Genomic DNA, 26,778 nt, shown 5'->3' on the forward strand with positions numbered 1-26,778 from the left:
ATTCGCTCCGGTCGAATGGCGTGCTCAAAAAACTCTGCAAATCATTTGCGCCTTTCCGCCGGACTTCCTACCTGTGCGGCCATGACTGCACCCATCCCCCAGCGCGCCACTCTCGACCTCATCGGAAACACCCCGCTCGTCCTGCTCAAGGGCCCGAGCGAAGCGGCCGGCTGCGAGATCTGGGGCAAGTGCGAATTCGCGAATCCCGGCGCCTCGGTAAAGGACCGCGCAGCCCTGTGGATCGTGCGCGACGCCGAGGCGAAGGGCCTGCTCCAGCCCGGCGGCACCATCGTCGAGGGTACGGCGGGCAATACCGGCATCGGCATTGCGCTCGTCGCCAATGCGCTGGGCTACAAGACCATCATCGTCATGCCCGAGACCCAGTCGCGCGAAAAGATGGACACCCTGCGCGCGCTCGGCGCCGAGCTGGTGCTGGTTCCGGCCGCGCCGTTCTCGAACCCGGGCCACTTCGTCCATACCTCGCGCCGCCTCGCCGAAGAGACGCCGGGCGCGATCTGGGCCAACCAGTTCGACAATATCGCCAACCGCAAGGCGCATATCGAAAGCACCGCGCCGGAAATCTGGCAGCAGATGGAAGGCCGCATCGACGGCTTCACTTGCGCGGCGGGCACCGGCGGCACGATCGCGGGCACCGGTCTCGGCCTCAAGGCCTTCGACGAGAACATCACGATCGCGCTCACCGATCCGCACGGCGCCGCGCTTTACAACTATTACGCGCACGGCGAACTCAAGGCCGAGGGCAATTCGGTGGCCGAGGGTATCGGACAGGGCCGCATCACCGCCAATCTCGAAGGCGCACCGATCGATACTCAGTTCCGCATCTCGGACGAGGAAGGTCTCGAATGGGTGCGCCGCCTGCTGTCGGAAGAGGGGCTTTGCCTCGGCCTGTCCTCGGGCATCAATGTCGCGGGCGCGATCGCGCTGGGCCGCAAGCTGGTGGCCGAAGGCAAGAGTGACGCACGCGTGGCCACGATCCTGTGCGACACCGGTTTCCGCTACCTCTCGTCGCTGTACAATCCGGAATGGTTGAAGTCGAAGAACCTGCCCGTCTTCCCCTGGCTGCAATCCTGAGGTAAACGGTCTGTCGATGGCAGGACACATTCCGCCTAATTTGGCCGGGCATACGATGGTCGAACCGATCACCGCCCCGCAGCACTTCGTGCCGCCGACGGCGCGTGAGCTGCGGTCTCAGGCCGTCCACAGGTTGCAGGTCGGGCTGTTCGGCCTCTGCGCCATGCTCCTGATCGTGGGTCTCGCGAACATCATCAACGATCGCACACGTCTCATCGATACGGCCGACCCGATCCAGCAGGTCGTCGCGGTGGACGCCAAGCCGAAGAAGGCCGCCAGCGATCCGCTCGCGGATATCGGCGTAGTGCCCGCCTCCGATCCCAGTCCGACCCCGGCCCCTACTGCCGGATCTTCGACAGCTACAGATGCCGAAGCGAGCGGCGCGGCCGTTCAGTAAGCCAAGCGCTGCCCTGTTGCTGGCGAGTATCCTGGCGCTCGCCGGTTGCGGCGATTCGCAGCCTTCTGCCTCGCCCGGGCGCGAGATCGGCCTCTATACCAGCCTGCCGATCGTCTGGGGCGAGAGCGGCGACATCCGCGAACTGCTCGAAAAGGAGCGGCCCCGGCACTGGGCGCTGGCGGTCCTGTCGGCTGCCGGGGCGCTGCACCCGCTCGACACATTGACGGACAGGCTCCCGCGCGGTGCCTTGCTGGTGCTCGCGCAGCCCCGTCCGCTTTCGCCGCAGGAGAACGTCGCGCTGGACCGCTGGGTAAGGGCAGGGGGCAGGGTCCTGCTCTTCGCCGACCCGCTGCTGACCGCGCCGACCCGGTATGCCCTTGGCGATCCGCGCAGGCCGCAGGACACCGTGCTGCTATCGCCGATCCTCGCGCGCTGGGGCTTGCGGCTGGAATTCGACGAGGCCCAGCCTGCCGGTGAGCGCATGGTCGGGACCGTGCTAGGCACGATTCCGGTGAACCTTGCCGGACGTTTCCGTCTTTCGGGGAATTCCGGGGAGAGTGCATCGTCTCCGGGATTTTCGGGGAAGCACGGGACCGGTGGGGATCGCGGTGGCGATCCGGGAAAATCCGGGATCGTGGGGACGGTCGGGGATGAGCCCGGCCGCTGTCATCTGGAGGCGGAGGGGCTCCTTGCCCGTTGCACCGTCGAAAAGGGGCGGATTTTCGCCATTTCCGATGCCGCCGTGCTCGAAGAATCGGATGATCCCGCAGTGCTTGCCCTGCGGCGAAAAGTCCTCTCGGCGCTGATAGGCTGGACCGAAACCGGGGATTGAGCGGGGAAGTCCCGGGATCGGTCTCAATTACGGGAAAACCCGTTAAAAATCAGACATCTTCGTAGTTACGCGGCGATCAGCCCGCCCACCTGCGGGACGACCCGTGCCGAAAATCCGAAGAAATCCGCCGATTTATTCCCGCCGATCCCCACATTTCCCTTTAATCCCCAAAATTCCCGTTATAAAAGCAATCTCAATCGGAATGGCTGAGTCTCGTCGTGTCCTCTTTGCAGGGTGCGGACCTCATCGCGCGACTGCGCGGCGGGGCGGGGTTCTCTCATGCCCGAGAGGCGAGCTTAGGGGCGAAACAGGGATATCATGGCTGGGCAGCCATTCATCTACAACGGACAGGGCTTCTCGCTGCTACGCGACAAGAACCGTTTCGTGCTGCCCAATGCATTTCGCGGCACTGTGCGCGAATCGAGCGGCAAGGACCTGCTCTGCCTGACCACCCATGACCGTTGGCCCTGCCTTGTCGCCTTCGGTCTCTCCCGCATCCAGGACTTCGAGCAGGAAATCCGCGAACAGCAGGACCTGGCCGTTCGCGCGGGCAAGGACTTCGACGCGGAAAAGCGCGCGGCGGACATCTACGCCTCCTACGAAGTGCCGTTCGACGGCAGCGGCCGTTTCGTCCTGCCCGAGGACTTGGCCGCGCTCGCAAACGTAACCGACCAGCTCTACTTCCGCGGCAACGGCCGCTTCTTCACGGTGTGGAGCCCGGAAAACCTCAACGAAATGGACGATGGCTGGAAGGCGGCGCAGACCGCCTGCCGCAGCCTGGCCGCCAAGGAACTTCAGAAAGCGTCGAAGAAATGAGCGCCTCTCGCACCATACCCGAGGGCGTTCCCCACGTTCCGGTGCTCCTTGAGGAGGTCGTCGCCGCCCTGAACCCCCAGGGCGGCGACGTCATCGTTGACGGCACTCTGGGCGCGGGCGGCTATACCCGCCGCCTGCTCGACGCTGGCGCGACCGTGCATGCGTTCGACCGCGATCCCGATGCCATCGCTGCGATCGAGGCGAATCGCGGCAAGTGGCCGGAACTGGACACGGTTCCGCCCCGCCTCGTGCTGCACGCCCGCCGTTTCTCGGAAATGGTCGCGGGGCTGGAGGAAGTCGGCGTCGCGGAGGTCGACGGCGTCGTCATGGATATCGGCGTTTCCTCGATGCAGCTCGACCAGGCGGAGCGCGGCTTCGCCTTCGGGGCCGACGGTCCGCTCGACATGCGCATGAGCCAGGCCGGGATGTCCGCCGCCGATTTCGTGAACGAGGCCGACGAGGCCCAGATCGCCGACGTGCTCTACCTCTATGGCGAGGAGCGCCAGTCGCGCCGAGTGGCGCGGGCGATCGTGGCCGCGCGTCCGATCGAGACCACCGGCGAACTCGCCCGCGTGGTCCGCAAGGCCGTGGGCTACAATCCCAATTACAAGGGGGCTGCCGCGCCGAAGGATCCGGCGACACGCAGCTTCCAGGCGATCCGTATCCATGTGAACGGAGAGCTGGACGAACTCGATGCCGGGATGGAAGGGGCCGAAACCCTGCTGCGCGCTGGGGGGCGGCTGGCGGTGGTGACCTTCCATAGCCTTGAGGACCGCAAGGTGAAGCGCTTCCTGCGCGACGCCGCCGGGCAGGCGCAGAGCACTTCGCGGCACTTGCCGCAAGTCGGCTCCGGCCCGCAGGCGACGTTCGAACAGGTGGCCAAGGCCGTGCGGCCGGGGGAGGCGGAACTCGCCGCCAATCCCCGTTCCCGATCCGCAACCCTGCGCGCCGCCGTGCGAACGCAAGCCCCCCCCAAAGTGTCTGGCCCAAGAACAGCGGCCCACGATGGCCGTAAAGACCCCAGGAGTGCCCCATGAACCTCACTCGCGATCGCGTCCATTCGATTGGATGGATTTCCGTGCTGCTGGTCTGCGGGGCGCTGACGATCGGCCTCACCTTGCGCGTCAACGCGGTGAAGAGTCAGGTCCACGATACCGAGAAGCGGATCGTCTGGGTGCAGCAGGACATCAACTTCCTGGAAACCGAGTTCCAGACCCGCTCGAACCAGCAGGCGCTCAAGGAACTCAACGACGTCGAGTTCGGCTACAAGGCGCCGACCGCGGGCCAGTACATCGAGGGCGAGCGCCAGCTTGCCGCGCTGGGCATGCCGGTGGGGCCGGGCGCCCCGGCGCCGATCCGCTATGCCAATGCCGACAAGACCGGCGAGGATGGCGCGGCCGACAACGGCGGTCTGCTGGCGATGGTCTCGCCGGTGGCCGGTGCCGCTGCCTCGCAGCCTGAGCCCAAGGGCACGGGCGGTAAGAACCGCGATCCCGAGCGTGACCAGATGGCTCGCGACGCCGCGGCGCTGGGCAGCCGCCTGGCGCGCATCGAAGTGGCGGAGGCCGCCCAGCAGTGAACGCTCCGGCCTTCCCGATCGGAGCGGTCCCCACCACGGTCTCGACCGGCAGGCGCAAGCTTTTCAACGTCCGGCAGCAATCGCTGCTGACGGCGAAGATGCGCACGCTGTGGATTCTGGGGGTGTTCACGCTCATCGGGATGCTGGCGTTCTTCCGCATCGTCTATCTCGGCGTAACCGGCCCGTCGGTGCGCGGCGGCGACCTGTCGGACCTGCTGGTGCCCCAGCGCGGCGAGATCGTCGATCGCAACGGCGTGCCGCTCGCCCGCGAATTCCGTACCTATTCGCTGTGGTTCAACCCCAAGGCGATGAGCGAAGGCTCGTCGCTGATCCACACGCCCGCCGAAGTCGCCGACGGCCTGATCCGCATCTTCCCCGATCTCGACCGGGCCGAGCTGATCGCCAAGCTCTCCTCGGACAAGCCCGGCTATCTGCGCAAGTCGATCCTTCCCGAGGATGCCAACAAGGTCCACGCCTTGGGTGAACCGGCGCTGGAATACCCGCAGGAAGCCACGCGCTTCTATCCGCAGGGTTCGATGGCGGCCTCGGTGCTCGGCTATGTCGATACGTTCGGCAAGGGCCAGGTCGGCATGGAGCAGGCCTTCGACAAGCAGCTCACCAGCCCCGAAGGCCGTGCGCAGCCCGCCACGCTCTCGATCGATTTCCGCGTGCAGAGCGCGCTGGAGGACGAACTGGGCAAGGGCATGGCGCTCAGCAAGGCCAAGGGCGCGGCGGGCGTCATCCTCGACGTCGATACCGGCGAAATCCTGGCGCTGGCCTCGCTGCCCTCGTTCGATCCCAACCATGTCCAGCCCAGCGACCTGGTGATCACCGAGGAGCAGGCCAAGGCGGGCGACGTGCCGCGCGGCTTCAACCGCGTGACCAACCAGGTCTACGAACTCGGCTCGACCTTCAAGCCGATCACCGTCGCTGCCGCGCTCGACGCCGGGACGATCACCGACTTGCGCCGCCGTTGGCCCGCCACGCCGCTCCATGTCGGCAAGTTCACGATCCACGACCTGCACAACTACGGCAGCTCGCTGAACGTGCTGGAAACGCTGATCCACTCCTCGAACACGGTCACCGCCCACATTGCCGACGAACTCGGCGGCGAGCGGCTGAAGAAGACGATGGAATCGCTGGCGATGAACCAGCGTCCCTACGTCGAGCTGCCCGCGCGTGGTTTCCCGCTCTGGCCGCGCGGCGAATGGCCGCGCCTGCGCACGATGACGGTTGCCTATGGCCACGGTATCGCCGTGACCCCGCTGCACCTCGCTTCCGCTTATGCGTCGCTGGTCAACGGCGGCATCTGGCGCCCGGCGACGCTCAAGAAGCTGGAGCCTTCGCAGGTTCCGGCCGGGCGCCGGGTGTTCACCGCCGCGACCAGCGCCCGCATGCGCCAGCTCCTGCGCATGATCGTGTCCTACGGCACCGGTCGCAAGGCCGATGCGCCGGGCTTCCGCGTCGGCGGCAAGACCGGTTCGGCCGAAAAGCCCGGCGTCGGCGGCTATCGCAAGCACTCGCTGGTGGCGACGTTTGCCGCGGCCTTCCCGATGGACCGTCCGCGCTATGTCGTCATCGCGATGATGGACGAGCCACAGGGCACCGAGGCGACCTCGTTCCAGCGCACCGCCGCGTGGAATTCGGCGCCGGTGATCCAGCGCGTCGTCCCGCGCATCGGGCCGCTGCTCGGCATCATGCCCGACGAGACCCGCGATATCGACATTTCCGATCTCAAGCCGCTGATCCCGGCCGGAACCGCTGAAGAGTGAGCCTGGAAGAATGAAATTGACTGCCCTCTGCGCTGCTGCCGATGTTCCCTTCGCGGGCAGTGCAGAAGATGCCAACGTGACCGGCTTTGCCATCGATCATCGCAAGGTCGCGCCCGGCACGGTGTTCGGCGCGTTTCGCGGCGCGAAGTTCAACGGCGAGGACTACATCGCCGCGGCCGTCGAGGCTGGCGCGGTGGCCGTGGTCGCCCATCCGGATGCCAAGGTCGAAGGCGCGGTCCATTTTGCCGATCCCGAGCCGCGCCGCCTTTTCGCCCGTCTCGCTGCGCCGTTCTTCCAGCCGGTGCCCGAGACGCTGGTGGCGGTCACCGGCACCAACGGCAAGACCTCGACGGTCGAGCTGACCCGTCAGATCTGGCGCATGGCGGGCCAGCGCGCCGCCTCGATCGGTACGCTGGGCGTGACCACCAGCGACGAGACGGTCTCCACCGGCCTCACCACGCCGGATATCGTGACGTTCCTCGCCAATCTCACCGGCCTTGCCCGTGAGGGCGTGACCCATGTGGCTTACGAAGCGTCGAGCCACGGTCTTTCGCAGTTCCGCATCGAAGGGCCGCGCGTTGCAGCGGGCGCCTTCACCAATCTCTCGCGCGACCATCTCGATTACCATGCCGACATGGACGACTATTTCGCGGCGAAGATGCGCCTGTTCGACGAAGTGGTCGTCGATGGCGGCACCGCCGTGATCTGGGCCGACGATGTCTGGTCCGACAAGGCCATTGCCCATGCCGAAAAGCGCGGGCTGAAGACTTTCACCGTTGGTGCCAAGGGCACCGGCATCCGCCTCTCGGGTCGCAAGCCGGGCGGACTCGGCCAGAAGCTGGAGCTCGAGCACGAGGGCAAAGCCTACGTGCTCGAGCTTCCGCTGATCGGCGCCTATCAGGCCGCCAATTCGCTGGTGGCCGCTGGGCTGGTGCTGGCCAGCGGCGGTGACGCGCATCGGACGTTCGATGCGCTGAAGCGGCTCGTCACGGTGCGCGGGCGACTGGAACGCGCGGCGATTTCTTCGGTAGGCGCGCCGGTCTATGTCGACTATGCGCATACGCCCGATGCGCTGGAGGCGGCGATCGCGGCGCTCCGTCCGCATGTGGAAGGGCGCCTGATCGTCGTGTTCGGCGCGGGCGGCGACCGCGACCAGGGCAAGCGGCCGGAAATGGGCCGGGTAGCCAGCGAGGGTGCGGACGTGGCGATCGTCACCGACGACAACCCGCGCGGCGAGGACCCGGCGGCGATTCGCGCCATGGTCCTCGCGGGCATGGGGGAAGGTGCGAAGGAGATCGGCGACCGTCGCGAGGCGATCGGTGCAGCCATCGCAGAGGCCGGACGTGGGGACATCGTCCTCATCGCCGGCAAGGGGCATGAACAGGGGCAGATCATCGGCAGCGGCGACTCCGTGCGCGTCCTGCCATTCGACGACGTCACCGTGGCCAGGGAAATGTCTGGTCCGCAGGGAAGGTAGTGCGATGAATGCTGTAGCCCGGATCCTCGAATGGCCCATCGATGAGGCCGAGGAACACCCGCTCTCGCTGTGGGACTCTGCCACGCTTGCCCGGGTACTCAAGGGCACGGCGAATGGTTCCGGCGGCGCCGACTTCACCGTTTCCGGCGTTGAGATCGATAGCCGCGATGTCCAGCCCGGCGACCTGTTCTTCGCGCTCAAGGGCGAGGCCATGGACGGCCATCGCTTCGTCGAAGGCGCTTTCGCCAAGGGCGCGGCGGCCGTGGTGGTCGATCGCCCGGTCGATGGTCCGCATATCCTGGTCGAGAACACCACCGAGGCGCTGGAACTGCTGGGCGCCGCCGCGCGCCTGCGTTCGCGTGGGCCGATCATCGGCGTGACCGGCTCGGTCGGCAAGACCGGCGTGAAGGAGGCGATCTTCGACGCGCTCGACCGTGCGAGCCGGGGCGATGCCCACCGTTCGGTGAAGAGCTACAACAACCACGTCGGCGTCCCGCTCAGCCTGGCGCGGATGCCGGCGCGCGCCCGTTTCGGCATTTTCGAGATGGGCATGAACCATGCGGGCGAGATCGCCGCGCTGACCCGGCAGGTCCGCCCCGACGTGGCCGTCATCACCACTATCGCGCCCGCCCACATCGAGATGCTGGGTTCGATGGAGGCGATTGCCGACGCCAAGGCGGAAATCTTCGAAGGGCTGGAAGCGGGCGGCACCGCCGTGATTCCGGCTGACAGCCCCTATTTCAACCGGCTGAAGGAAGCGGCTCTCGCTGCCGGGGCGCATGTCGTCTCCTTCGGCAAGGCGCGTGATGCCGACGTGCGGTTGCTTGACGCGGTTCCGGCGATCGGCGGCGGCTCGCTGGTGACGATCGACATGGGCGACCGGCGGGTCTGCTACACGGTCGCCGCCCCCGGAGAGCACCATGTGATCAACTCGCTCGCGGTCATGGCCGCGGTGCGCGGGGTGAAGGGCGACCTCGGCGCCGCAGGCGTGGCGCTGGCCGAAATGGGCGGACTGCCGGGCCGCGGCGCGCGGCTCCAGATCGACGTGCCCTCCGGCAAGGCGCTGCTGATCGACGAGAGCTACAATGCCAATCCCGCCTCGATGCGCGCGACGCTGGAGCAGCTCGGCCGCACGCCCGCGCATCGCCGGATCGCGGTGCTCGGCGCGATGAAGGAACTGGGCAGCCACGGCCCCGATTACCACGCGGGCCTTGCCGGTCCGATCGGCGAGGCGGGCGTCGATTACGCCGTGCTGGTCGGCGAGGAGATGGCCCCACTCGCTCAGGCCCTTGAAGCGGGCCGAAATTCAGGGGAACTGGGGAAATCCGCCGGTCTTCCGCTTGGCAAGACGGTGCCCTTCGCGCATTGCCTCACTGTGCGGGAAGCTATCGATGCACTGCGCGAATTCGGGCTCGAACAGGATGACGTCATCTTGGTCAAGGGTTCGAATTCGGTGGGCCTGGCTTCCCTGGTGAACGCGCTCGACAAACAGGAAGGGTAGGGGGAAACCCCGCAAGATGCTGTATCTCATCGCAGAATGGTTCCACTACGAGGGACTGTCGAACCTCTTCCGTTATCAGTCGTTCCGTTCGGGCGCGGCGCTGATGACCGCGCTCGGCCTCGGCCTGCTGATCGGGCCGCGCTTCATCAACATGCTGCGCGTGCGCCAGGGCAAGGGCCAACCGATCCGCGAGGACGGCCCGCAGAGCCACCTCGCCAAGCGCGGCACCCCGACGATGGGCGGACTGATGATCCTGACCGCGCTGGTCAGTTCGATGGTCCTGTTCATGGATGTGACCAACCCCTTCGTCTGGGCCTGCGTGGCCGTGACGGTGGGCTTCGGGATCATCGGTTTCCTCGACGACTACGACAAGGTTTCCAAGCGCAGCACGGCCGGTCTTTCGAGCAAGCTGCGTCTGGCGCTGGAATTCGTGGTGGCGGGAATCGCCTCGTACATCATCGTCAGCCAGCTCAACACCAACCTCTATGTGCCGTTCCTCTCGGGCCGCTACATCCCGCTCGGGCCGTTCTATTACGTCTTCGCCGCCGTGGTGATCGTGGGTGCGGGCAATGCGGTGAACCTGACCGACGGCCTCGACGGCCTGGCGACGATGCCGGTCATCATCGCGGCGGGTACTTTCGCGATCATCTGCTACCTTGCAGGCCGCGTCGACTACGCCAACTACCTCGGCATTCCGCACGTTCCGCGCGCGGGTGAACTGGCCGTGTTCTGCGCCGGGATCATCGGCGCCTGCCTGGCCTTCCTGTGGTTCAACGCGCCGCCCGCCGCCGTCTTCATGGGCGATACCGGCAGCCTTGCCCTCGGCGGCGCACTCGGCGCCATCGCCGTTGCCGCGCATCACGAGATCGTGCTGGCCATCGTCGGCGGTCTCTTCGTGCTGGAAGCGGCCTCGGTCATCATCCAGGTCTTCTGGTTCAAGCGCACAGGCCGTCGCGTGTTCCGCATGGCCCCGATCCATCACCACTTCGAGCAGAAGGGCTGGAAGGAATCGACCGTCGTGATCCGCTTCTGGATCATCTCGATCGTCCTCGCCGTCCTCGGCCTCTCCACCCTCAAGCTGCGATAAGGGGCGCTCGGCCGTGATCGTCTCCTCCGCCTTTGCCGCAAAGCGCTACGCGGTTCTCGGACTTGCGCGCTCCGGCCTCACTGCGGTCGAGACGCTGCTCGCCAGCGGCGCCCATGTCATGGCCTGGGATTCGCGCGAGGAGCCGCGCCAGGCTTTCTGCGCCCGGCGCCATGAGGAAAGCATCGAGCTGGCGGACCCCGTCACGGCGGACCTGACCGGCTACGACGGCCTCGTCGTATCACCCGGCGTTCCGCTCAACACGCACCCGATCGCCGAGGCTGCCCGCCGGTACGGCGTGCCGGTGATCGGCGATATCGAACTCTTCGCGCTCGCCCGTGAAAGCCTGCCCGCGCACCGCGTGGTCGGCATCACCGGCACCAACGGCAAGTCGACCACGACCTCGCTGGTCCATCACCTGCTCGAAAGCGTCGGGGTGCCCACCCGCGTCGGCGGCAATATCGGCGTGCCGGTGCTGGGCGAGGATCCGCTGCCGGAAGGCGGTGTCTATGTGCTCGAACTGTCGAGCTACCAGATCGACCTCACCCGCAGCCTCGACTGCGACGTGGCCGCGCTGCTCAACATCACCCCCGACCACCTCGACCGCTACGACGGTTTCGCGGCCTATGCCGCCTCCAAGGCGCGCCTGTTCGCGATGCAGGCAGCGGACCGTCCGGCGGTGTTCGGCACCGGCGACCGCGAGACCGCCGATATCGCCGAGGCAGAGGAAGCGCGCCGCGCGCCGGGTGCGGTGCGCCGGGTGGACGGTAGCGATCTGGCGGCGCTCCAGCAGGATTGGCCCTCGCTGCAAGGCCCGCACAACCTCCAGAACGCCGCCGTCGCGGTCGCGATCGTCGAGGCACTGGGGATTTCCGCCGCGCAATGGCAACCGGCGCTGCGCACCTTCAGCGGCCTGCCGCACCGCATGGAGCGCGTGGCCGAGGCAGGCGGCGTGCTCTACATCAACGACAGCAAGGCGACCAATCCGGCTTCGACCGCGCCCGCGCTGGCGGCGTACCCGCCAAGCCCGGCGCCGCGCATCCACTGGATTCTCGGCGGTCTTCCCAAGGGCGACAACCTCGACGAGTGCGTTCCGTTCTTCGGCAATGTCGCCGCCGCCTATACGATCGGCGATGCCGGAGCGCGCTTCGCGGAAATCCTTGCTCCCTATACCGAAGTGCACCGCAGCGAGATGATGGCCGAGGCCATCCGCGAGGCGATGACCCGCGCCGTCCCCGGCGACGTCATCATGCTTTCGCCCGCCTGTGCCAGCTTCGACCAGTTCCGCGACTATGAAGCGCGCGGGCTGGCCTTCCGCCAGATCGTCGAAGCCCTTCTGGAATCACAGGGGCTAGAATCGCAGGGTAGCGATGCCGAAGGGATGAAGCACTGATGGCCACCCTAGCGCCCGGCACCGGGGCGTCTCCCGCCAATGTCCGCTACAACGGCAACCGTCGCGGCCAGTTGGCGATCTGGTGGCAGGAGATCGACCGCACCGTGCTGGCCATCGTCCTGATCCTCATGGGGATCGGGGCCGTGGCGGTTGCCGCCGGTTCTCCGGCCAGTGCCCGGCGCCTGTCGACCGCGCACGAGAAGCTCTCGCAGCTGCACTTCTTCTGGTTGCACTTGCGCTGGCAGTTCGTGGGGCTCTGCGCGATGTTCTGGGCCTCCAGCCTGTCGAAGGACAGCGCGCGCCGCGTGGGCATCCTGATCGCCGCGGTCATGCTGGTGGGGCTGGTCCTGGTGCCGGTGGTCGGTTCCGAAGTGAACGGCGCGCGGCGTTGGCTCAAGCTCGGTTTCTCGATCCAGCCTTCGCAGTTCCTCGGCTCCGGCTTCCCGATCCTGCTGGCCTGGATCCTGTCCTGGCGCGCGCGCGATCCGAATATTCCGGTGGTGGCGATCTGCTTCTGCCTCATGGGCCTGCTCGGCGCGCTGCTGATGGCGCAGCCGGACTTCGGCTCGACGATGCTGTTCTCCGGCACGTTCTTCGTGATGATCCTGCTGGCGGGCATTCCATTGAAGCGCATCGGCATGTTCGCCGGGCTGGGCGTCGCGGGCATCGTCCTGATGTACTTCACCTACGACAACGGCCGGAACCGCATCGACTCGTTCCTTTCGGGCGGCAATGCCTTCGACCAGGTGGACCTTGCCCAGCGCACGCTGCTCAACGGGGGATGGTTCGGGCAGGGCTTCTGGATGGGCGCGCGCAAGATGGCGCTGCCCGAGGCCCATACCGACTACATCTTCTCGGTCATCGGTGAGGAATTCGGGCTGATCGCCTGCATCATCATCGTCATTATCTATCTCGCGCTGCTGACGCGGGTGATGCTGCGGCTGACCGAGGAAGAGGACCTCTTCACCGTGCTGGCCGCTTCCGGCATCGCTTCGCAGTTCGGCGGGCAGGCCTTCATCAATATCCTGGTCAACCTCCAGCTCTTCCCCTCGAAGGGCATGACCCTGCCGCTGATCAGCTACGGCGGTTCGTCCACGGTCGCCATGTGCATGACCGTGGGCCTGCTGCTGGCGATCACGCGCCGCAACCCGTTCATCAAGCGCGAGAAGTTCTCGCTTCGCGCCGTTGGAGACTTTTCTTCATGAGTTCGGCCGTAAAAGGCTCGGTAAGCCGTCACTACGTCCTCGCCGCGGGCGGGACCGGCGGACACCTCATTCCCGCGTTCGCGCTCGCCGCCGAACTCGACCGGCGCGGGCACCACGTCGCGCTCATCACCGACGAGCGCGGCGCGGCGATTCCCGGCAAGCCCGACTATCTGCCCGCCCATGTCCTGCCGCAGGGCCGCATCGCCGGAAAGAACCCGCTGAACTGGCTCAAGGGCCTGAAGGGCATCCTGTCGGGCCGCGCCATGGCGCTGCGGCTGTTCGAGAGCTTCGAGCCGACCGCCGTGGTCGGCTTCGGCGGCTATCCCGCGCTGCCGACGATGCTGGCGGCGAACGCCGCGAAAATCCCGACGATCCTGCATGAGCAGAACTCGGTACTCGGCCGCGTGAACCGCTATTTCGCGAGCAAGGTGAACGCCATCGCCACGGCCTTTGCGCAAGTGGACCGGCTCGATGCGAAGTATGCCGACAAGGTCACGCTCGTCGGCAATCCGGTGCGAGACGAAGTCCTGGCCCTGCGCGAGGCGCCGTTCCCCGAATTCGGCGAGGACAGCCTGCTGCGCATCCTCGTGACCGGCGGCAGCCAGGGCGCGCGCGTCCTGTCCGAAGTCGTGCCCGATGGTCTCGCCATGCTGCCCCCGGCGCTGCGCTCGCGTCTTCAGGTGATCCAGCAGTGCCGCCCCGAGGATATCGAGGCCGTGCGCGCCCGCTATGCCGGTCACGGCATCCCCGCCGAACTCGCGACCTACTTCGAGGACATGGCGGAACGTCTTGCCGGTGCGCATCTCTTCATCGGCCGCTCCGGCGCCTCGACGATCGCGGAACTTACTGCCGTCGGCCGTCCGGCGATCCTGATCCCGCTGCCGATCGCCACCGACGACCACCAGGCCGCCAACACGCGCGAGATCGTCGTGGCAGGCGGCGCCCGCGCGATCCGTCAGGAAAGCTTCACCGCGACCACGCTCGCGAAACAGATACAGGCCATGGCCCAGCACCCCGAAACCCTTGCCAACGCCGCCCACGCCTCGTGGAACTGCGGTTATCCCAATGCCGCCAGCGATCTTGCCGATCTCGTCGAGAGTTTCGGCGCCGCGCCGATCATGGACGTGATCCGCATGGAGAAGTCTATGTCCGCCAAGGGCGGCGAAGCCCTCGCCAAGAGCAAGCTCGCGAAGGAATCCGCACAGTGAGGGGCGTCGGCACCGACATCGGCACGATCCACTTCGTCGGCATCGGCGGCATCGGCATGTCCGGCATCGCCGAAGTGATGCACAACCTCGGCTATTCGGTGCAGGGCTCCGACATTGCCGAGGGCTATGTGGTCGAAGGCCTGCGCGAACGCGGGATCAAGGTCATGATCGGCCAGGCCGCGGAGAACGTCGAGGGCGTGGCCGTGGTCGTCACTTCGACCGCCGTGAAGCGCGACAATCCCGAAGTCGTCTACGCGCTCGAAAACCGCATTCCCGTGGTCCGCCGCGCCGAGATGCTGGCCGAGCTGATGCGGCTCAAGAACACCGTGGCCGTGGCCGGCACCCACGGCAAGACCACCACGACCTCGATGGTCGCGGCACTGCTCGATGCGGGCGGGGTCGACCCCACCGTGATCAACGGCGGCATCATCAATTCCTACGGTTCGAACGCGCGTCTCGGTGCGTCGGACTGGATGGTGGTGGAAGCCGACGAGAGCGACGGCTCGTTCCTGCGTCTCGACGGCACGATCGCCGTCGTCACCAACATCGATCCCGAGCACCTCGACCACTACGGCTCGTTCGACAAGGTGAAGGACTCCTTCGTCGAATTCATCGAGAACGTACCGTTCTACGGCGCGGCGATGCTCTGCATCGATCACCCGGAAGTGCAGGCGATCATCCCCAAGGTCCGTGACCGCCGCGTGGTGACTTACGGCTTCTCCGCCCAGGCCGACATTCGCGGCGAGAACGTCACCCCGATCCCCGGCGGCAACCGCTTCGACGTGGCCCTGCGCCAGCGCGACGGTTCGTTCCGCCGGATCGAAGGGATCGAGCTTCCCATGCCCGGCCGCCACAATGTCCAGAACGCGCTCGCCGCCGTCGGCGTCGCGGTGGAGATGGGCTGCTCGGACGATTGCATCCAGACCGGCTTCTCGAAGTTCGGCGGCGTGAAGCGCCGGTTCACCAAAGTCGGTGAAGTCGAAGTCGAGGGCGGTGTCGTCACCGTGATCGACGATTACGGCCACCACCCGGTCGAGATCCGCGCCGTGCTGGCCGCCGCGCGCGAGGGCGTGCGCAACCGCGTCATCGCCGTGGTCCAGCCGCACCGCTTCACGCGCCTGCGCGATCACATGGAAGACTTCGAAGGCGCCTTCAACGACGCCGACGTGGTCTATGCCGCGCCGGTCTATGCCGCGGGTGAGAAGCCGATCGAAGGTGTCGATTCCGAGCACATGGTCTCGGGCATGAAGGCGCGCGGCCACCGCTCGGCGCAAGTCATTGCCGGGCCGGACGCCCTGGCCGAGGCGCTCGCGACCTCGATCCAGCCGGGCGACATGGTCGTCTGCCTCGGTGCGGGGGACATCACCAAGTGGGCGGCGGGCCTTGCCGACGCGATCGTCAAGCGGAGGGCCGCTTGAGCGAAGCCGCGCATCTTCCGCAGGTTTCCGGCAAGCTGAAAGCCGATGCGCCGCTGGCGCCGCTCGTCTGGTTCAAGTCCGGCGGCGCGGCCGAGTGGCTGTTCGAGCCGAAGGACCTGGCCGACCTGCAAGGCTTCCTGCGCGATCTCGATCCCTCGGTTCCGGTCATGGCGCTGGGTCTCGGCTCGAACATGATCGTGCGCGACGGCGGCGTGCCCGGCGTGGTGATCCGCCTTGGCAAGGCTTTCGCCAAAGTCACCCGCGTCGATGACGTCACGCTGGAATGCGGCGGCGGCGCCAGCGGCATTCTCGTCTCCTCGACCGCGCGCGACAACGGCATTGCCGGTGTCGAATTCCTGCGCTCGATCCCCGGCACCGTCGGCGGCTTCGTGCGCATGAACGGCGGTGCTTACGGCGGCGAGGTCAAGGATATCCTCATCGACTGCGACGTGGTCCTGCGCGACGGTTCGCTGGTCACGCTGAACAACGCCGATCTCGGCTACACCTATCGCCATTCCGAACTGCCCGAAGGCGCGGTGGTCGTCGCCGCGCGCTTCAAGGGCCGCGCGGGCGAACCTGACGCGATTCAGGCCGAGATGGACCGCATTTCCGCCAGCCGCGAAGCCAGCCAGCCGCTGCGTAGCAAGACCGGCGGCTCGACCTTCAAGAACCCCGAAGGCCACAAGGCCTGGCAACTCGTGGACGAAGCCGGATGCCGCGGCCTGACCCTTGGCGGCGCGCAAGTGAGCGAGAAGCACACCAACTTCCTGCTCAACGTTGCCGAGGCTACCAGCAGCGATATCGAGGCCCTTGGCGAGGAAGTCCGCCGCCGGGTCAAGGAAAACTCGGGCGTCACGCTCGAATGGGAAATCCAGCGGGTGGGCAAGCCGTGAACGGACCAGTTCCTCTCAGCGAATTCGAGCAGGAGATTGTCGGCATCGTGCGTCAGCACGGGTGCATGGTCATGAACGTGTTCGATCCCGAACAGCAGGAACCTGACTTCAGTTACTCTATCGGATTTCCTGAGACTGCCGGACAGGCGGAGGTCATCGTCTTCACTTTGCCCAAATCCTTGCGGGCGAACATGATCAACGAAATTCTCCGACAGATGACGGAAGAAGGCCTCAAGCTGGAAGATGGCGCTCGTATCGGCGGCTTGATCGAAGGTTTCGAATGTGTCGCTCGCCGCATCACTTCGCGAGAAGCTCTGGACGAACATTTCGGTTCGGCAATCTGGTATCATCGCAGCCAGCGTGAAATCGAGATCGTCGATGCTTTTCAGATCGTATGGCCCGGAGCGCGTCAGGGTCTTTTCCCGTGGGAAGACGGCTGCGTTCAGGACGTGATTGACGATCAACCTGCCCTTTACCAAACGAGTATTCATTGATGTCCCTCTCCAAACTCCACGTCGCAGTCCTGATGGGCGGTTGGTCGAACGAACGGCCGGTCTCGCTGATGAGCGGCGAGGGCGTGGCCAAGGCGCTCGAGTCCAAGGGCCACAAGGTCACCCGCATCGACATGGACCGCGATGTCGCGCTGCGCCTGTCGGAGGCGAAGCCGGACGTGGTGTTCAACGCGCTCCACGGCGCGCCGGGCGAGGACGGCACGGTGCAGGGCATGATGGACCTGATGGGCCTCACCTATACCCACTCGGGCCTCGCCACCTCGGTGATCGCCATCGACAAGGAACTGACCAAGCAGGCACTCGTGCCCCACGGCATTCCCATGCCGGGCGGTCGCATCGTCGAGAGCGCCACGATCCACGAGCGCGATCCGCTGCCGCGTCCCTATGTGTTGAAGCCCGTCAACGAAGGGTCTTCGGTCGGCGTCGCCATCGTCACCGAGGAAGGCAACTACGGCAATCCGATCGCGCCGGACGCCAAGGGCCCGTGGCAGGAATTCGACCGCCTGCTCGCCGAACCGTTCATTCGCGGGCGCGAACTGACCACCGCCGTGATCGGTGACCGGGCCCTGCTCGTCACCGAACTCAAGCCCAAGTCCGGCTTCTACGACTTCGACGCCAAGTACACCGACGGCATGACCGAGCACGTCTGCCCGGCGGAAATCCCCGATGAGATTACGGTGGCCTGCAAGGATCTCGCGCTGCGCTCGCACCAGTTGCTCGGCTGCAAGGGCACCAGCCGCGCCGACTTCCGCTGGGACGACACGCAGGGCATCGAGGGCCTGTTCCTGCTGGAGGTCAACACCCAGCCGGGCATGACCCCGCTCAGCCTCGTCCCCGAGCAGGCGCGCGCCTGCGGCATGGAATACCCCGATCTCGTGGAGGCCATCATCGCCGAAGCGCTTGCCGACGCCGGAAAGGTCGCCAAGGGGGGCAAATGAGCCAGACGATCCGGCGCAAGCCGAAGACAGCGCGAAAGGCCGCAGCGGCCCGGAACACCAAGGCCAAGGTGCGCCAGGCCAAGGCGACGAGCGGCACGGCCGTCGACACGGTGATGAGCTGGCTGCCCTTCACCGAGGAGCAGCTTCACAAGATCTTCCTCGTCGCCATCCTCGGCGGCGCGGGGCTGCTCATCTGGGTCGTCGCCAATGCGGCGGGCGTGCCGATGCTGGCGGGCAAGCAGTTCGCGCAAGTGGCTGCCGATGCCGGGTTCGAGGTGAAGCGGGTCGAAGTGCGCGGGGTGAAGAACCTCAACGAGCTGAAAGTCTACGAAAAGGCTCTGGCGGAGCGGGACCGGGCGATGACCCAGGTCGATCTCGACGGGCTGCGCGGCGAATTGCTGGAGCTGTCGTGGGTCAAGGATGCGCGCGTCTCGCGCCAGCTTCCCGATACGCTGGTGATCGACATCGTCGAGCGCGCGCCGCACGCGGTGCTGCGCAAGGCCGACCGCTTCATGCTGATCGACGAGACCGGGCAGGAACTCGAAGCGATCAACCGCAAGGACGCCAAGGGCAAGCTGATCGTCTCCGGTCCCGGCGCGGGGCAGCAGGTGACGCAACTCGGGCACTTGCTCGAAGCCGCGCCCGCGCTTCAGCCGAAAGTGCAGGAAGCCGAATGGATCGGCAACCGCCGCTGGAATCTGACGTTTCAGACCGGGCAGGTGCTGGCTCTTCCCGAAGGCGACACGGAATCGGCGAGCGCGCTCGTCACTTTCGCGCGGCTCGACGGCACCAACCGGCTGATCGGCGGCAAGGTGACGGCCATCGACATGCGGGCGAAAGACCGCATCTACTTGCGGGTGCCGGACGGCGAAGGACAGGAATTGGCGATGAAGGCGGGGGCAGTGCCGCATACCGGTGCAGAAGCGAGCGGAACGACGGCGACGACGACGGCGGCCGTCGCGGCGGAGGAGCAGTAATGGCGCCGCCCCGCATCACCCGCGTGTTCGGCGCGGTCAACATCGGCTCGTTCCGTATTTCCGCGATCGTCGCGGGCATGTCGGAAATGGGCGACATGATCGTGCTCGGCTCCGGCCATCGCGCCAGCCAGGGCATCAAGCGCGGCTACGTCACTGACATGGCCGCGGCGACTTATGCCGTGCGCGACGCCATCGACCGAGCCGAGAAGATGGCCGACACCAGTGTGTCGAAAGTCTGGATCGGCTGCTCGGGAGCGGGCCTCGCCAGCCGCATCGACCAGTTCGATGCCGAGATCGGCGGCCGCCGGATCGAGCAGGAGGATATCGACCAGCTGCTGATCTCCGCCCGCGAGGTGATCCAGCCGGACGGGCGCATGGTGCTTCATGCGCAGCCCGCGCAATATCGCCTCGACGGCGCCCACGGGGTCGGCAATCCCACCGGCCTCCATGCCGAGCGGCTTGGTGTCGACATCCACATCGTGCTGGCCGACGGCGCGCCGATCCGCAATCTCACCGAGGCGGTGCAGTGCGCGCATCTGGAGGTCGAGGCGGTGGTCGGCTCGCCGATCGCGGCGGGGCAAGCCTGCCTCTCGCCCGAGGAGCGCGATCTTGGCGTGGCGCTCGTGGAATTCGGGGCGGAAGTCACCAATGTCGCGGTCTATTCGCATGGCCTGCTGATCGACATGATCTCGATCCCGATGGGCTCGGCAGACATTACCGACGCGGTCGCCTCGGCCTTCGGCATCCGCCGCTTCCAGGCCGAGCGCCTCAAGTGCGTGAACGGCTCGGCCATCGCCAGCCCGCACGACCACCGCGAGATGATTCCCGTCAACGCCCCCGGCGAGGAGGGCACCGGCCCGATCGCCCGCCATGCCGACGACAAGAACCGCATCCCTCGCGCCGAACTGATCGGGGTGATTACCGGCCAGCTCGGCATCCTGATGGAAGAGATCAACAAGGCGCTCAAGCTGATGCGTTTCAACGCCCAGCGCGGCAAGCAGGTGGTCTTCACCGGCGGCGGCGCGGAACTGGTGGGACTGGCCGACTATGCGCAGGCCGCGCTCGGCAAGCCGGTGCGCATCGGCCGGGTGCCGCATCTCGCGGGACTGGCCGAAGCCCACGTGAAACCGGGCTTCTCGACGCTGGCGGGCCTCGTCCTCTATGCCGCTGCGGATCCCATCGACATCCGCACGTTCGGCAAGAACCGTCAGGGTACAGTACGTTACAGCGGACTGGGCGTAGTCAATCGCGTCTATAGAGCCTTGAGGGAATACTTTTGAGTGATTTGGTCAGTCGTGCAATCCCTGCGACAGGGGCGGCAAGATTGGCTGGAATTGGCGGTTTCGCCTGTGGACAACAGGCTCGCGCGCTTTGCCTTGACAGAGGCAGGCGTGCAATCAGGCTAGTCAAGATAATTTTCTTCGCGCACGTGCCTGCCAGGAGAACGAAATGAGCATCAACATCGGACCGCCGGCGATCGAAGAGCTTCGTCCGCGGATTGTCGTCATCGGCGTAGGCGGTGCGGGCGGCAACGCCATCGCCAACATGATCCAGGCCCAGATAGAGGGCGTGGACTTCGTCGTCGCCAATACCGACGCCCAGGCGCTCAACAATTCGATCGCGGAAACGCGCATCCAGCTCGGTCCGGAAATCACGCAGGGCCTTGGCGCCGGTGCGCGTCCGGAAGTGGGCCGCGCCGCCGCCGAGGAAACCATCGAGGACATCGAGCGTCTGCTCGAAGGCGTCCACATGGTGTTCATCGCCGCCGGCATGGGCGGCGGCACCGGCACCGGCGCCGCGCCGATCATCGCACAGGCCGCGCGCGCCAAGGGCGTGCTGACGGTTGGCGTGGTTTCCAAGCCGTTCATGTTCGAAGGCACGCGCCGCATGCGCTCGGCCGACGCGGGTATCGAGGAGCTGCAGAAGCACGTCGATACGCTGATCGTCATCCCGAACCAGAACCTGTTCCTGGTCGCCAAGGCGGACACGACCTTCAAGGAAGCCTTCTCGCTGGCCGACGAAGTGCTCCAGCAGGGCGTGCGCTCGATCACCGACCTGATGATCATGCCGGGCCTCATCAACCTCGACTTCGCAGACGTCCGCTCGGTCATGGGCGAGATGGGCAAGGCGATGATGGGCACGGGCGAGGGCGAAGGCCCGAACCGCGCACTGGAAGCGGCCGAACGCGCCATCGCCAACCCGCTGCTCGACGGCGTGTCGATGCAGGGTGCCAAGGGCGTCATCATCTCGATCATCGGCGGCGACGACATGAAGCTGCTCGAAGTCGACGAAGCCGCGAACCACATCCGCGAACTGGTCGATCCCGATGCGAACATCATCTGGGGTTCGGCGTTCAACCCGGATCTCCAGGGCAAGATCCGCGTCTCGGTGGTCGCCACCGGCATCGAACAGACCACCGAAATGGCCGAGATCGCGGCGCGTCCGCTGAACCTCAGCGCCTCGCGCGGTCCGGTCCGTCCGATGGTTTCGCGCCCGGTGCCCAGCGCGCCTGCACCGCTCGTCACCCCGGCTCCGGCCGTGGCGATCCCGCAAGCGCCCGCCGCTTCGGTCTCCGAGCCGTTCGAACTCTCGACCCCCGCGTCCGAGGCGGCCGAGCAGCCGTTCGAACTCGAACTCGGCGCCAGCGAAGAAGTCGAGCCGGAAGCCCCCGTCACGTATGCGGGCCTGCGCAGCAGCCAGCCGCTCGATCTCGGTGCGCCCCAGCAGCCTGCAGCCCGTCCGCAGGACGAACTGCTCCTGAACGGCAGCCAGCACGCCGAGCCGGAAGCGCCGGTGCGCGCGCCTGCGCCCAGCCAGCCTGCCCCCGCTCCGGCCCGTCCGGTCGGCGGCGGCTCCACGCTGTTCGAGCGCATGACCAGCCTCTCGCGCCCCAAGCCCGCTCCGGCGGAGCCGGCCGGTGACGACGACGACGGCGGTTCGATCAGCATCCCGCGCTTTCTCGGGCGGCAGAACAATCAGTAAGTGAGACGGGCGGAGGTGCGCGCATCTTCGCCCGTTTTCGCAAGGTTCAGGATCGGCGCGCCATAGGCGCGACCGGTCGATTTCCAGCAAAGGCCCGATCCATTCGGGCCTTTGTCTGTTTGAAGAGGTTTTTCGGTTCGTGCGGCTACGTCAGAGGGTTTCGAGCAAGTGGCTGGCTTCGGCGGCGGCCCATGTTGCGCTCGCCGTTCCTGCCGCAGGTTTCGCGGTCGCTTTCGTCGCGACACCGGCCTCGGCCGCGCCCGTGGTTCAGGCGTTGCCCAGTGCGGACCAGACGAAGCTGAATGCGGCGCTCGCCCGTCTCGGCCGCGATCCGCGTGACGTTTCCGCTCTCATCGATGCCGGTGATGCGGCCCGCAGGCTCGGCGATTTCGACGCCGCGATCGGCTTCTATCGCCGCGCCGACGAGATTTCCGCCGGAAATGCCCGAGTGAAGGCCGGTCTCGCCGCCTCGCTGGCGCAGAGCGGCGATCCGGTGGCGGCGCTGCCGCTCTTCGCCGAAGCCGAACGGGCAGGGGCCAGCCCCACAAGTCTGGCCGCCGATCGCGGCCTCGCCTACGACCTTGTCGGCGATAACGTCACGGCGCAGCGCTACTACGCGATGGCGCTCGGCGGTGCGAGCGACGAGGACGTGAGGATGCGTCTGGCCATCAGCCAGGCGATTGCCGGGGATGCCCAGGCTTCCGAAACCACGATCATGCCGCTGCTGCGCAAGCAGGACAAGCCGGGCTGGCGCACCCGCGCCTTCTCGCTGGCGATCGCGGGCGACACCAAACAGGCGGTCGACGTGTCCAACACGATCCTGCCGCCGGCACTCGCCCAGAACATCGCGCCCTATTTGCGCTACATGCCGCGCCTCACCCGCGCGCAGCAGGCGGCAGCGGCGAATCTCGGCAAGTTCCCGCGCGCCTCCGAGATCGGCCATGACGACACCCGCATCGCCGCCTACAAGCCGGTGCAGGTCGCCAGCGCGGATGCGAATCTCGTCCCGCGCGGCGAAGCGCTGGGCAGCGGCAAGGCGCCCGAACGCCCCTCCCGCACGACCCGGACCGGGACCGGCGGCAAGGTCGGGCCGAAGACCGGCGGCGTCGCGGTGGCAGCGGCCGATCCCTATCGCCTTGGCGGCACGCGGACGACGCGCTCCACGCCGAGTGCAGGCAAGTCGCCGGAACCTGCGCGCGTCGCTCCGCCCGAGCCCAAGCCGACGATCGAACGGGACGGGGTGACCGGCGAACTGCCCGCGCTTGCGAGCGCCGCGCCCGCCACGTCATCGGTTTCTTCGGGGCCTGCTTCGTCGCCCCCCGTTTCGTCATCCGTCGCTGCGAAACCTGCGGCTACCACGCAAGTCGCCGCTTCGTCGCTGCCGCCGGGCTTCGACCCCAGGGCGGTCGGTGCAGCACCGGCGCAGGCTGCGACTCCGCAACCGGTGCAAAGTTCCGCTGCGCCCTTGGCGCAGACCGCAGGTACGGCACCGGGCTTCGATCTGGCGCGCTCCGTTCCCGCTTCAGGCAATCCGGCAGCAGCCGCATCTCCGGCAACCGTGCCGACGCCGGTTCAGGCCACTCCCGCCGAAACGCCGCCCGAGCCGGGTGCGCAGCAACTCTCGCTGGCACAAATCTTCGCCGATATCGGCAAGCCGACCATGCAGAGCATGCCTGCCTCCGGCGCGGTCGATATTCGCCAGATCGAGCCTGCTCGCCCGGCGCCGCCGAAGATCGTGCTGCCTAAACCGGAACCGGAAGCGCCCAAGGTCGCCGAGAAGTCTCCCGCCAAGGCCGATCCCAAGGCGAAGCCGGCCCTCAAGGGCAAGGCCGCAGCCGATGACGAGGACAAGCCCGTCGGTAAGGCTGGCCCCAAGACCAAGGCGGAAATCGCCAAGGCCAAGGCCGAGGCCGCCAAGGCGAAGAAGCCCGCTCCCCCGTCGCATCCCAGCCGCATCTGGGTGCAGATCGGCGTCGGGCGGGACAAGGCCGCGATCGCCTTCGACTGGCGTCGCTACACCAAGCAGGCCCCGGCGCTGCTCAAGGGGCATGAGCCTTACGTCAGCGAGATGGGGCGGACCAACCGCATCCTGATCGGTCCGTTCGCGACGCAGAAGGCGGCGAGCAGCTTCATGGCCGATGCCCGCAAGCAGGGCTTTTCCGATGCTCTGCCGTGGACCAGCCCCGCCGGGCAGGTCGTGGACGCGCTTTCCGCGAAGTGAGGCAAGGTCGGCCTGGCCCGATTGCGGCCCGTCTGGCCTTATCCACATCCTGTTAACAGGCTAGTGGAGTTTTGCGCAGGCGATCGCAGGTCGCGGATTGTGCTTGCCCCCCTTGGCAAAGCATCCATGCCCCGTCGCGTCGCGGAGGGCAAATGTCGGAAATCATGAGAACGGTACAGGACGACATTGGCCGGGAGGAGGAATCCGCTCCGATCGAGATGCTGGCGTCGCTGTTCGAAGCGCGCGACTGGGCCTTCGAATATGCGGGCGAGGACGAAATCTCCGCCGAAGTGAAGGGCGCCTGGGCGACCTACCAGATCCAGGCGATCTGGCGGCGGGAGGACCGCGTCCTGCAATTGCTCTGCCTGCCCGACATTCGCATCGCCGACAGCAAGCGGCAGGCGATGTTCGAGGCGCTGGCGCTCATCAACGAGCAGATCTGGGTCGGCCATTTCGATACCTGGTCGAGCAGCGGCGTGGTGCTCTATCGCCACGGGCTGATGCTCGGAGAAGAGGGGCTGCTCGGCCCCGGCCAGGCGCAGACCGTGGTCGAGGCCGCGATCGAGGAATGCGATCGCTTCTACCCGGTGTTCCAGTTCATCCTCTGGGGCGACAAGACGCCCACCGAGGCGCTGGCCGCCGCCATGATCGACGCTGCCGGCGAAGCCTGACGAGCTCCTTTCGGGGCCCGGTTCATTGGGCCTTGGCAGCTTTCGAGCGCTCCCCTATGCGCGTGGGCGAATACGAATTCGCGCAAGGGGAATGACATGAACCGCTTTGGAAACATCCTTCTGGTCGGCTGCGGCAACATGGCAGGCGCCATGCTCGAAGGCTGGCTGAAGGGCGGCATGGCGCCTTCGGCATTCACCGTCGTCGATCCCCGCCGCGAGGGCGTGCCCGAAGGCGTCACCCTGCTGCGCGAACTGCCGCGGGAAGGGCGCTTCGATGCCGTCATGCTTGGCATCAAGCCGCAGGGACTGGACGAGGCGGCGCCTGCCATCGCCCCGCTCGTCGGCCCGGGCGCGGCGCTGTTCTCGATCCTTGCAGGCGTCGAATTCGACAGCCTCGCCGCCCGCTTCCCCGATGCGGGGGCGATCGTGCGGATCATGCCCAATCTCGCCGCCGCCATCGGCAAGTCGCCGATCGCGCTGGATTCGCGGGGTCTCGATGAGACCGGCCGCGCGGCGGTCACGGCGATGATGGCGCATCTCGGCACGCCCGAGTGGCTGGCGCGCGAGGACCTGTTCGATTCCGTGACCGCGCTGGCCGGTTGCGGCCCGGCTTTCGTCTACCGCTTCATCGATGCGCTGGCGGCGGGCGGGGTCGCGCTGGGACTGGAAGAGGGGCAATCGCAGCGTCTGGCCGTGGCCATGGTGGAAGGCGCGGCGCAATTGGCGTCGGCCTCGCCGTACTCGCCGGGCGAACTGGCGGACAAAGTCGCCAGCCCCGGCGGCTCGACCCGCGCGGGCATGAACGTGCTCGATGCCGACGAGGCGCTCGCCCGACTGATCGCCGCGACGATGGCCGCTTCGCGCGACCGGAATGCCGAAATGGCGGCCGAAGCGCGCAAGGTCTGATAGCGCGGCGCCGCGATTTTCGGCATTTTTACATTTTGACACAAAGACGAGCTTCCGGTTTTTCTTGAAATCGGGGGCTTGCAGGGCGATATTCGTCGTGTCCGGGCACCGCATTTCGCAGGTGCCCGCCAAAGGAGTTTGAAATGGCGAATTGGAACGACCCCCAGCCCCGCACGGGCTTCGGTGCGTCTCCGAGCCTTGACGGACGCGAAGCCGGCCGGGCCACGTATGACGCGGGTCTGCGCAGCTACATGCTGTCCATCTACAACTACATGGCCTCGGGCGTGCTGCTGTCGGGCATTGTTGCTGTGCTCTTCGCGAATTCCGGCATGGCGGCGCAAGTGCTCAGCACCCCGCTGCGCTGGGTCATCATGCTGGCCCCGCTGGGCTTCGTGCTGGCGATGAACTTCGGCCTGAACCGCATGAAGACCTCGACCGTCCAGATGCTCTACTGGGGCTTCTGCGTGGTCATGGGCCTGTCGCTCTCCGCGATCTTCCTCGTCTTCACCGCGACCTCGATCGCGACGACGTTCTTCGCGACCGCTGCGGCCTTCGCGGGCCTGAGCCTCTACGGCTACACCACGAAGAAGGACCTGTCGGGCTTCGGCACCTTCCTCATCATGGGCCTGGTCGGCATTCTGGTGGCCATGGTCGTCAACATCTTCGTGGGCTCGACGGTCCTTCAGCTGGCGATCTCGGTGCTCGGCGTGCTGATCTTCGCAGGTCTGACCGCCTACGACACCCAGATGCTCAAGAACCAGTACTTCCAGCTTCGCGGCACCGAGTTCCTCGGCAAGGCCGTGGTGATGGGTGCGCTCAGCCTCTACCTGGACTTCATCAACATGTTCCAGTTCCTGCTGAGCTTCCTGGGCGATCGCCGTTAATCCACGGTTTTTTGATCGGG

24 protein-coding genes are annotated in these 26,778 nt (G+C 66.6%); all 24 read left to right on the plus strand.

Annotated features, from left to right (window positions below):
* Nucleotides 1-81: 81 nt before the first annotated feature.
* The gene (locus V7066_RS05155) at nt 82-1,092 is read left to right on the plus strand and encodes a cysteine synthase A (RefSeq protein WP_334182174.1); all 1,011 of its coding nucleotides are present in this window, start codon (nt 82-84) and stop codon (nt 1,090-1,092) included.
* Nucleotides 1,093-1,147: 55 nt separating this feature from the next.
* On the plus strand, nt 1,148-1,489 hold the full coding sequence (locus V7066_RS05160) for a hypothetical protein (protein ID WP_334182175.1): 342 nt from the start codon (nt 1,148-1,150) through the stop codon (nt 1,487-1,489).
* Between the two features lie 16 nt (nt 1,490-1,505).
* On the plus strand, nt 1,506-2,321 hold the full coding sequence (locus tag V7066_RS05165) for a DUF4350 domain-containing protein (RefSeq protein ID WP_334182176.1): 816 nt from the start codon (nt 1,506-1,508) through the stop codon (nt 2,319-2,321).
* 318 nt (nt 2,322-2,639) lie between these two features.
* The gene (locus V7066_RS05170) at nt 2,640-3,137 is read left to right on the plus strand and encodes a division/cell wall cluster transcriptional repressor MraZ (protein WP_334182177.1); all 498 of its coding nucleotides are present in this window, start codon (nt 2,640-2,642) and stop codon (nt 3,135-3,137) included.
* Nucleotides 3,134-4,174, plus strand: a complete 1,041-nt coding sequence (gene rsmH, locus V7066_RS05175) for a 16S rRNA (cytosine(1402)-N(4))-methyltransferase RsmH (RefSeq protein ID WP_334182178.1) — start codon at nt 3,134-3,136, stop codon at nt 4,172-4,174. Before V7066_RS05170 ends, rsmH begins: the two co-directional genes overlap by 4 nt.
* Nucleotides 4,171-4,716: a hypothetical protein gene (locus V7066_RS05180; protein ID WP_334182179.1), complete on the plus strand. Its 546-nt coding sequence runs from the start codon at nt 4,171-4,173 to the stop codon at nt 4,714-4,716. Before rsmH ends, V7066_RS05180 begins: the two co-directional genes overlap by 4 nt.
* A gap of 98 nt (nt 4,717-4,814) precedes the next feature.
* Nucleotides 4,815-6,488 carry a peptidoglycan D,D-transpeptidase FtsI family protein gene (locus tag V7066_RS05185; RefSeq protein ID WP_442947306.1) on the plus strand — a complete coding sequence of 558 codons (1,674 nt, stop codon included), beginning with the start codon at nt 4,815-4,817 and terminating at the stop codon, nt 6,486-6,488.
* Nucleotides 6,489-6,498: 10 nt separating this feature from the next.
* Nucleotides 6,499-7,965 (plus strand): UDP-N-acetylmuramoyl-L-alanyl-D-glutamate--2,6-diaminopimelate ligase, encoded by a 1,467-nt coding sequence (locus V7066_RS05190; RefSeq protein ID WP_334182181.1) that lies wholly within the window; start codon nt 6,499-6,501, stop codon nt 7,963-7,965.
* 4 nt (nt 7,966-7,969) lie between these two features.
* Nucleotides 7,970-9,466 (plus strand): UDP-N-acetylmuramoyl-tripeptide--D-alanyl-D-alanine ligase, encoded by a 1,497-nt coding sequence (locus V7066_RS05195; RefSeq protein WP_334182182.1) that lies wholly within the window; start codon nt 7,970-7,972, stop codon nt 9,464-9,466.
* A gap of 16 nt (nt 9,467-9,482) precedes the next feature.
* Nucleotides 9,483-10,553 carry a phospho-N-acetylmuramoyl-pentapeptide-transferase gene (mraY, locus tag V7066_RS05200; protein WP_334182183.1) on the plus strand — a complete coding sequence of 357 codons (1,071 nt, stop codon included), beginning with the start codon at nt 9,483-9,485 and terminating at the stop codon, nt 10,551-10,553.
* Nucleotides 10,554-10,566: 13 nt separating this feature from the next.
* The gene (gene murD / locus V7066_RS05205) at nt 10,567-11,943 is read left to right on the plus strand and encodes a UDP-N-acetylmuramoyl-L-alanine--D-glutamate ligase (protein ID WP_334182184.1); all 1,377 of its coding nucleotides are present in this window, start codon (nt 10,567-10,569) and stop codon (nt 11,941-11,943) included.
* Nucleotides 11,943-13,148, plus strand: a complete 1,206-nt coding sequence (locus tag V7066_RS05210; RefSeq protein ID WP_334182185.1) for an FtsW/RodA/SpoVE family cell cycle protein — start codon at nt 11,943-11,945, stop codon at nt 13,146-13,148. Before murD ends, V7066_RS05210 begins: the two co-directional genes overlap by 1 nt.
* Nucleotides 13,145-14,356 (plus strand): undecaprenyldiphospho-muramoylpentapeptide beta-N-acetylglucosaminyltransferase, encoded by a 1,212-nt coding sequence (murG, locus tag V7066_RS05215; protein ID WP_334182186.1) that lies wholly within the window; start codon nt 13,145-13,147, stop codon nt 14,354-14,356. Before V7066_RS05210 ends, murG begins: the two co-directional genes overlap by 4 nt.
* Nucleotides 14,353-15,774, plus strand: coding sequence for a UDP-N-acetylmuramate--L-alanine ligase (gene murC, locus V7066_RS05220; RefSeq protein WP_334182187.1), 1,422 nt, complete (start codon nt 14,353-14,355; stop codon nt 15,772-15,774). Before murG ends, murC begins: the two co-directional genes overlap by 4 nt.
* Nucleotides 15,771-16,667 carry a UDP-N-acetylmuramate dehydrogenase gene (gene murB / locus V7066_RS05225; RefSeq protein WP_334182188.1) on the plus strand — a complete coding sequence of 299 codons (897 nt, stop codon included), beginning with the start codon at nt 15,771-15,773 and terminating at the stop codon, nt 16,665-16,667. The genes murC and murB overlap by 4 nt, the downstream gene beginning before the upstream one ends.
* The gene (locus V7066_RS05230) at nt 16,664-17,161 is read left to right on the plus strand and encodes a DUF4262 domain-containing protein (protein ID WP_334182189.1); all 498 of its coding nucleotides are present in this window, start codon (nt 16,664-16,666) and stop codon (nt 17,159-17,161) included. The genes murB and V7066_RS05230 overlap by 4 nt, the downstream gene beginning before the upstream one ends.
* A complete protein-coding gene (locus V7066_RS05235) occupies nt 17,161-18,117 on the plus strand; it encodes a D-alanine--D-alanine ligase (protein ID WP_334182190.1) in 957 nt (318 codons plus the stop codon). The genes V7066_RS05230 and V7066_RS05235 overlap by 1 nt, the downstream gene beginning before the upstream one ends.
* Entirely contained in the window at nt 18,114-19,094 is a 981-nt protein-coding gene (locus V7066_RS05240; protein WP_334182191.1) for a cell division protein FtsQ/DivIB, read from the plus strand. The genes V7066_RS05235 and V7066_RS05240 overlap by 4 nt, the downstream gene beginning before the upstream one ends.
* A complete protein-coding gene (gene ftsA / locus V7066_RS05245; RefSeq protein WP_334182192.1) occupies nt 19,094-20,374 on the plus strand; it encodes a cell division protein FtsA in 1,281 nt (426 codons plus the stop codon). Before V7066_RS05240 ends, ftsA begins: the two co-directional genes overlap by 1 nt.
* A 169-nt stretch (nt 20,375-20,543) precedes the next feature.
* The gene (gene ftsZ, locus V7066_RS05250) at nt 20,544-22,076 is read left to right on the plus strand and encodes a cell division protein FtsZ (protein WP_334182193.1); all 1,533 of its coding nucleotides are present in this window, start codon (nt 20,544-20,546) and stop codon (nt 22,074-22,076) included.
* Between the two features lie 139 nt (nt 22,077-22,215).
* Nucleotides 22,216-24,297: an SPOR domain-containing protein gene (locus tag V7066_RS05255; protein WP_334182194.1), complete on the plus strand. Its 2,082-nt coding sequence runs from the start codon at nt 22,216-22,218 to the stop codon at nt 24,295-24,297.
* 164 nt (nt 24,298-24,461) lie between these two features.
* Nucleotides 24,462-24,968, plus strand: coding sequence for a YbjN domain-containing protein (locus tag V7066_RS05260; RefSeq protein WP_334182195.1), 507 nt, complete (start codon nt 24,462-24,464; stop codon nt 24,966-24,968).
* A gap of 96 nt (nt 24,969-25,064) precedes the next feature.
* Entirely contained in the window at nt 25,065-25,874 is an 810-nt protein-coding gene (locus tag V7066_RS05265) for a pyrroline-5-carboxylate reductase family protein (protein WP_334182196.1), read from the plus strand.
* 143 nt (nt 25,875-26,017) lie between these two features.
* Nucleotides 26,018-26,758 (plus strand): Bax inhibitor-1/YccA family protein, encoded by a 741-nt coding sequence (locus V7066_RS05270; protein WP_334182197.1) that lies wholly within the window; start codon nt 26,018-26,020, stop codon nt 26,756-26,758.
* The last annotated feature ends 20 nt before the right edge of the window (nt 26,759-26,778 follow it).

This window comes from Novosphingobium sp. (genome assembly GCF_036820275.1).
In the GTDB taxonomy this organism is placed as follows: Bacteria; Pseudomonadota; Alphaproteobacteria; order Sphingomonadales; family Sphingomonadaceae; genus Novosphingobium.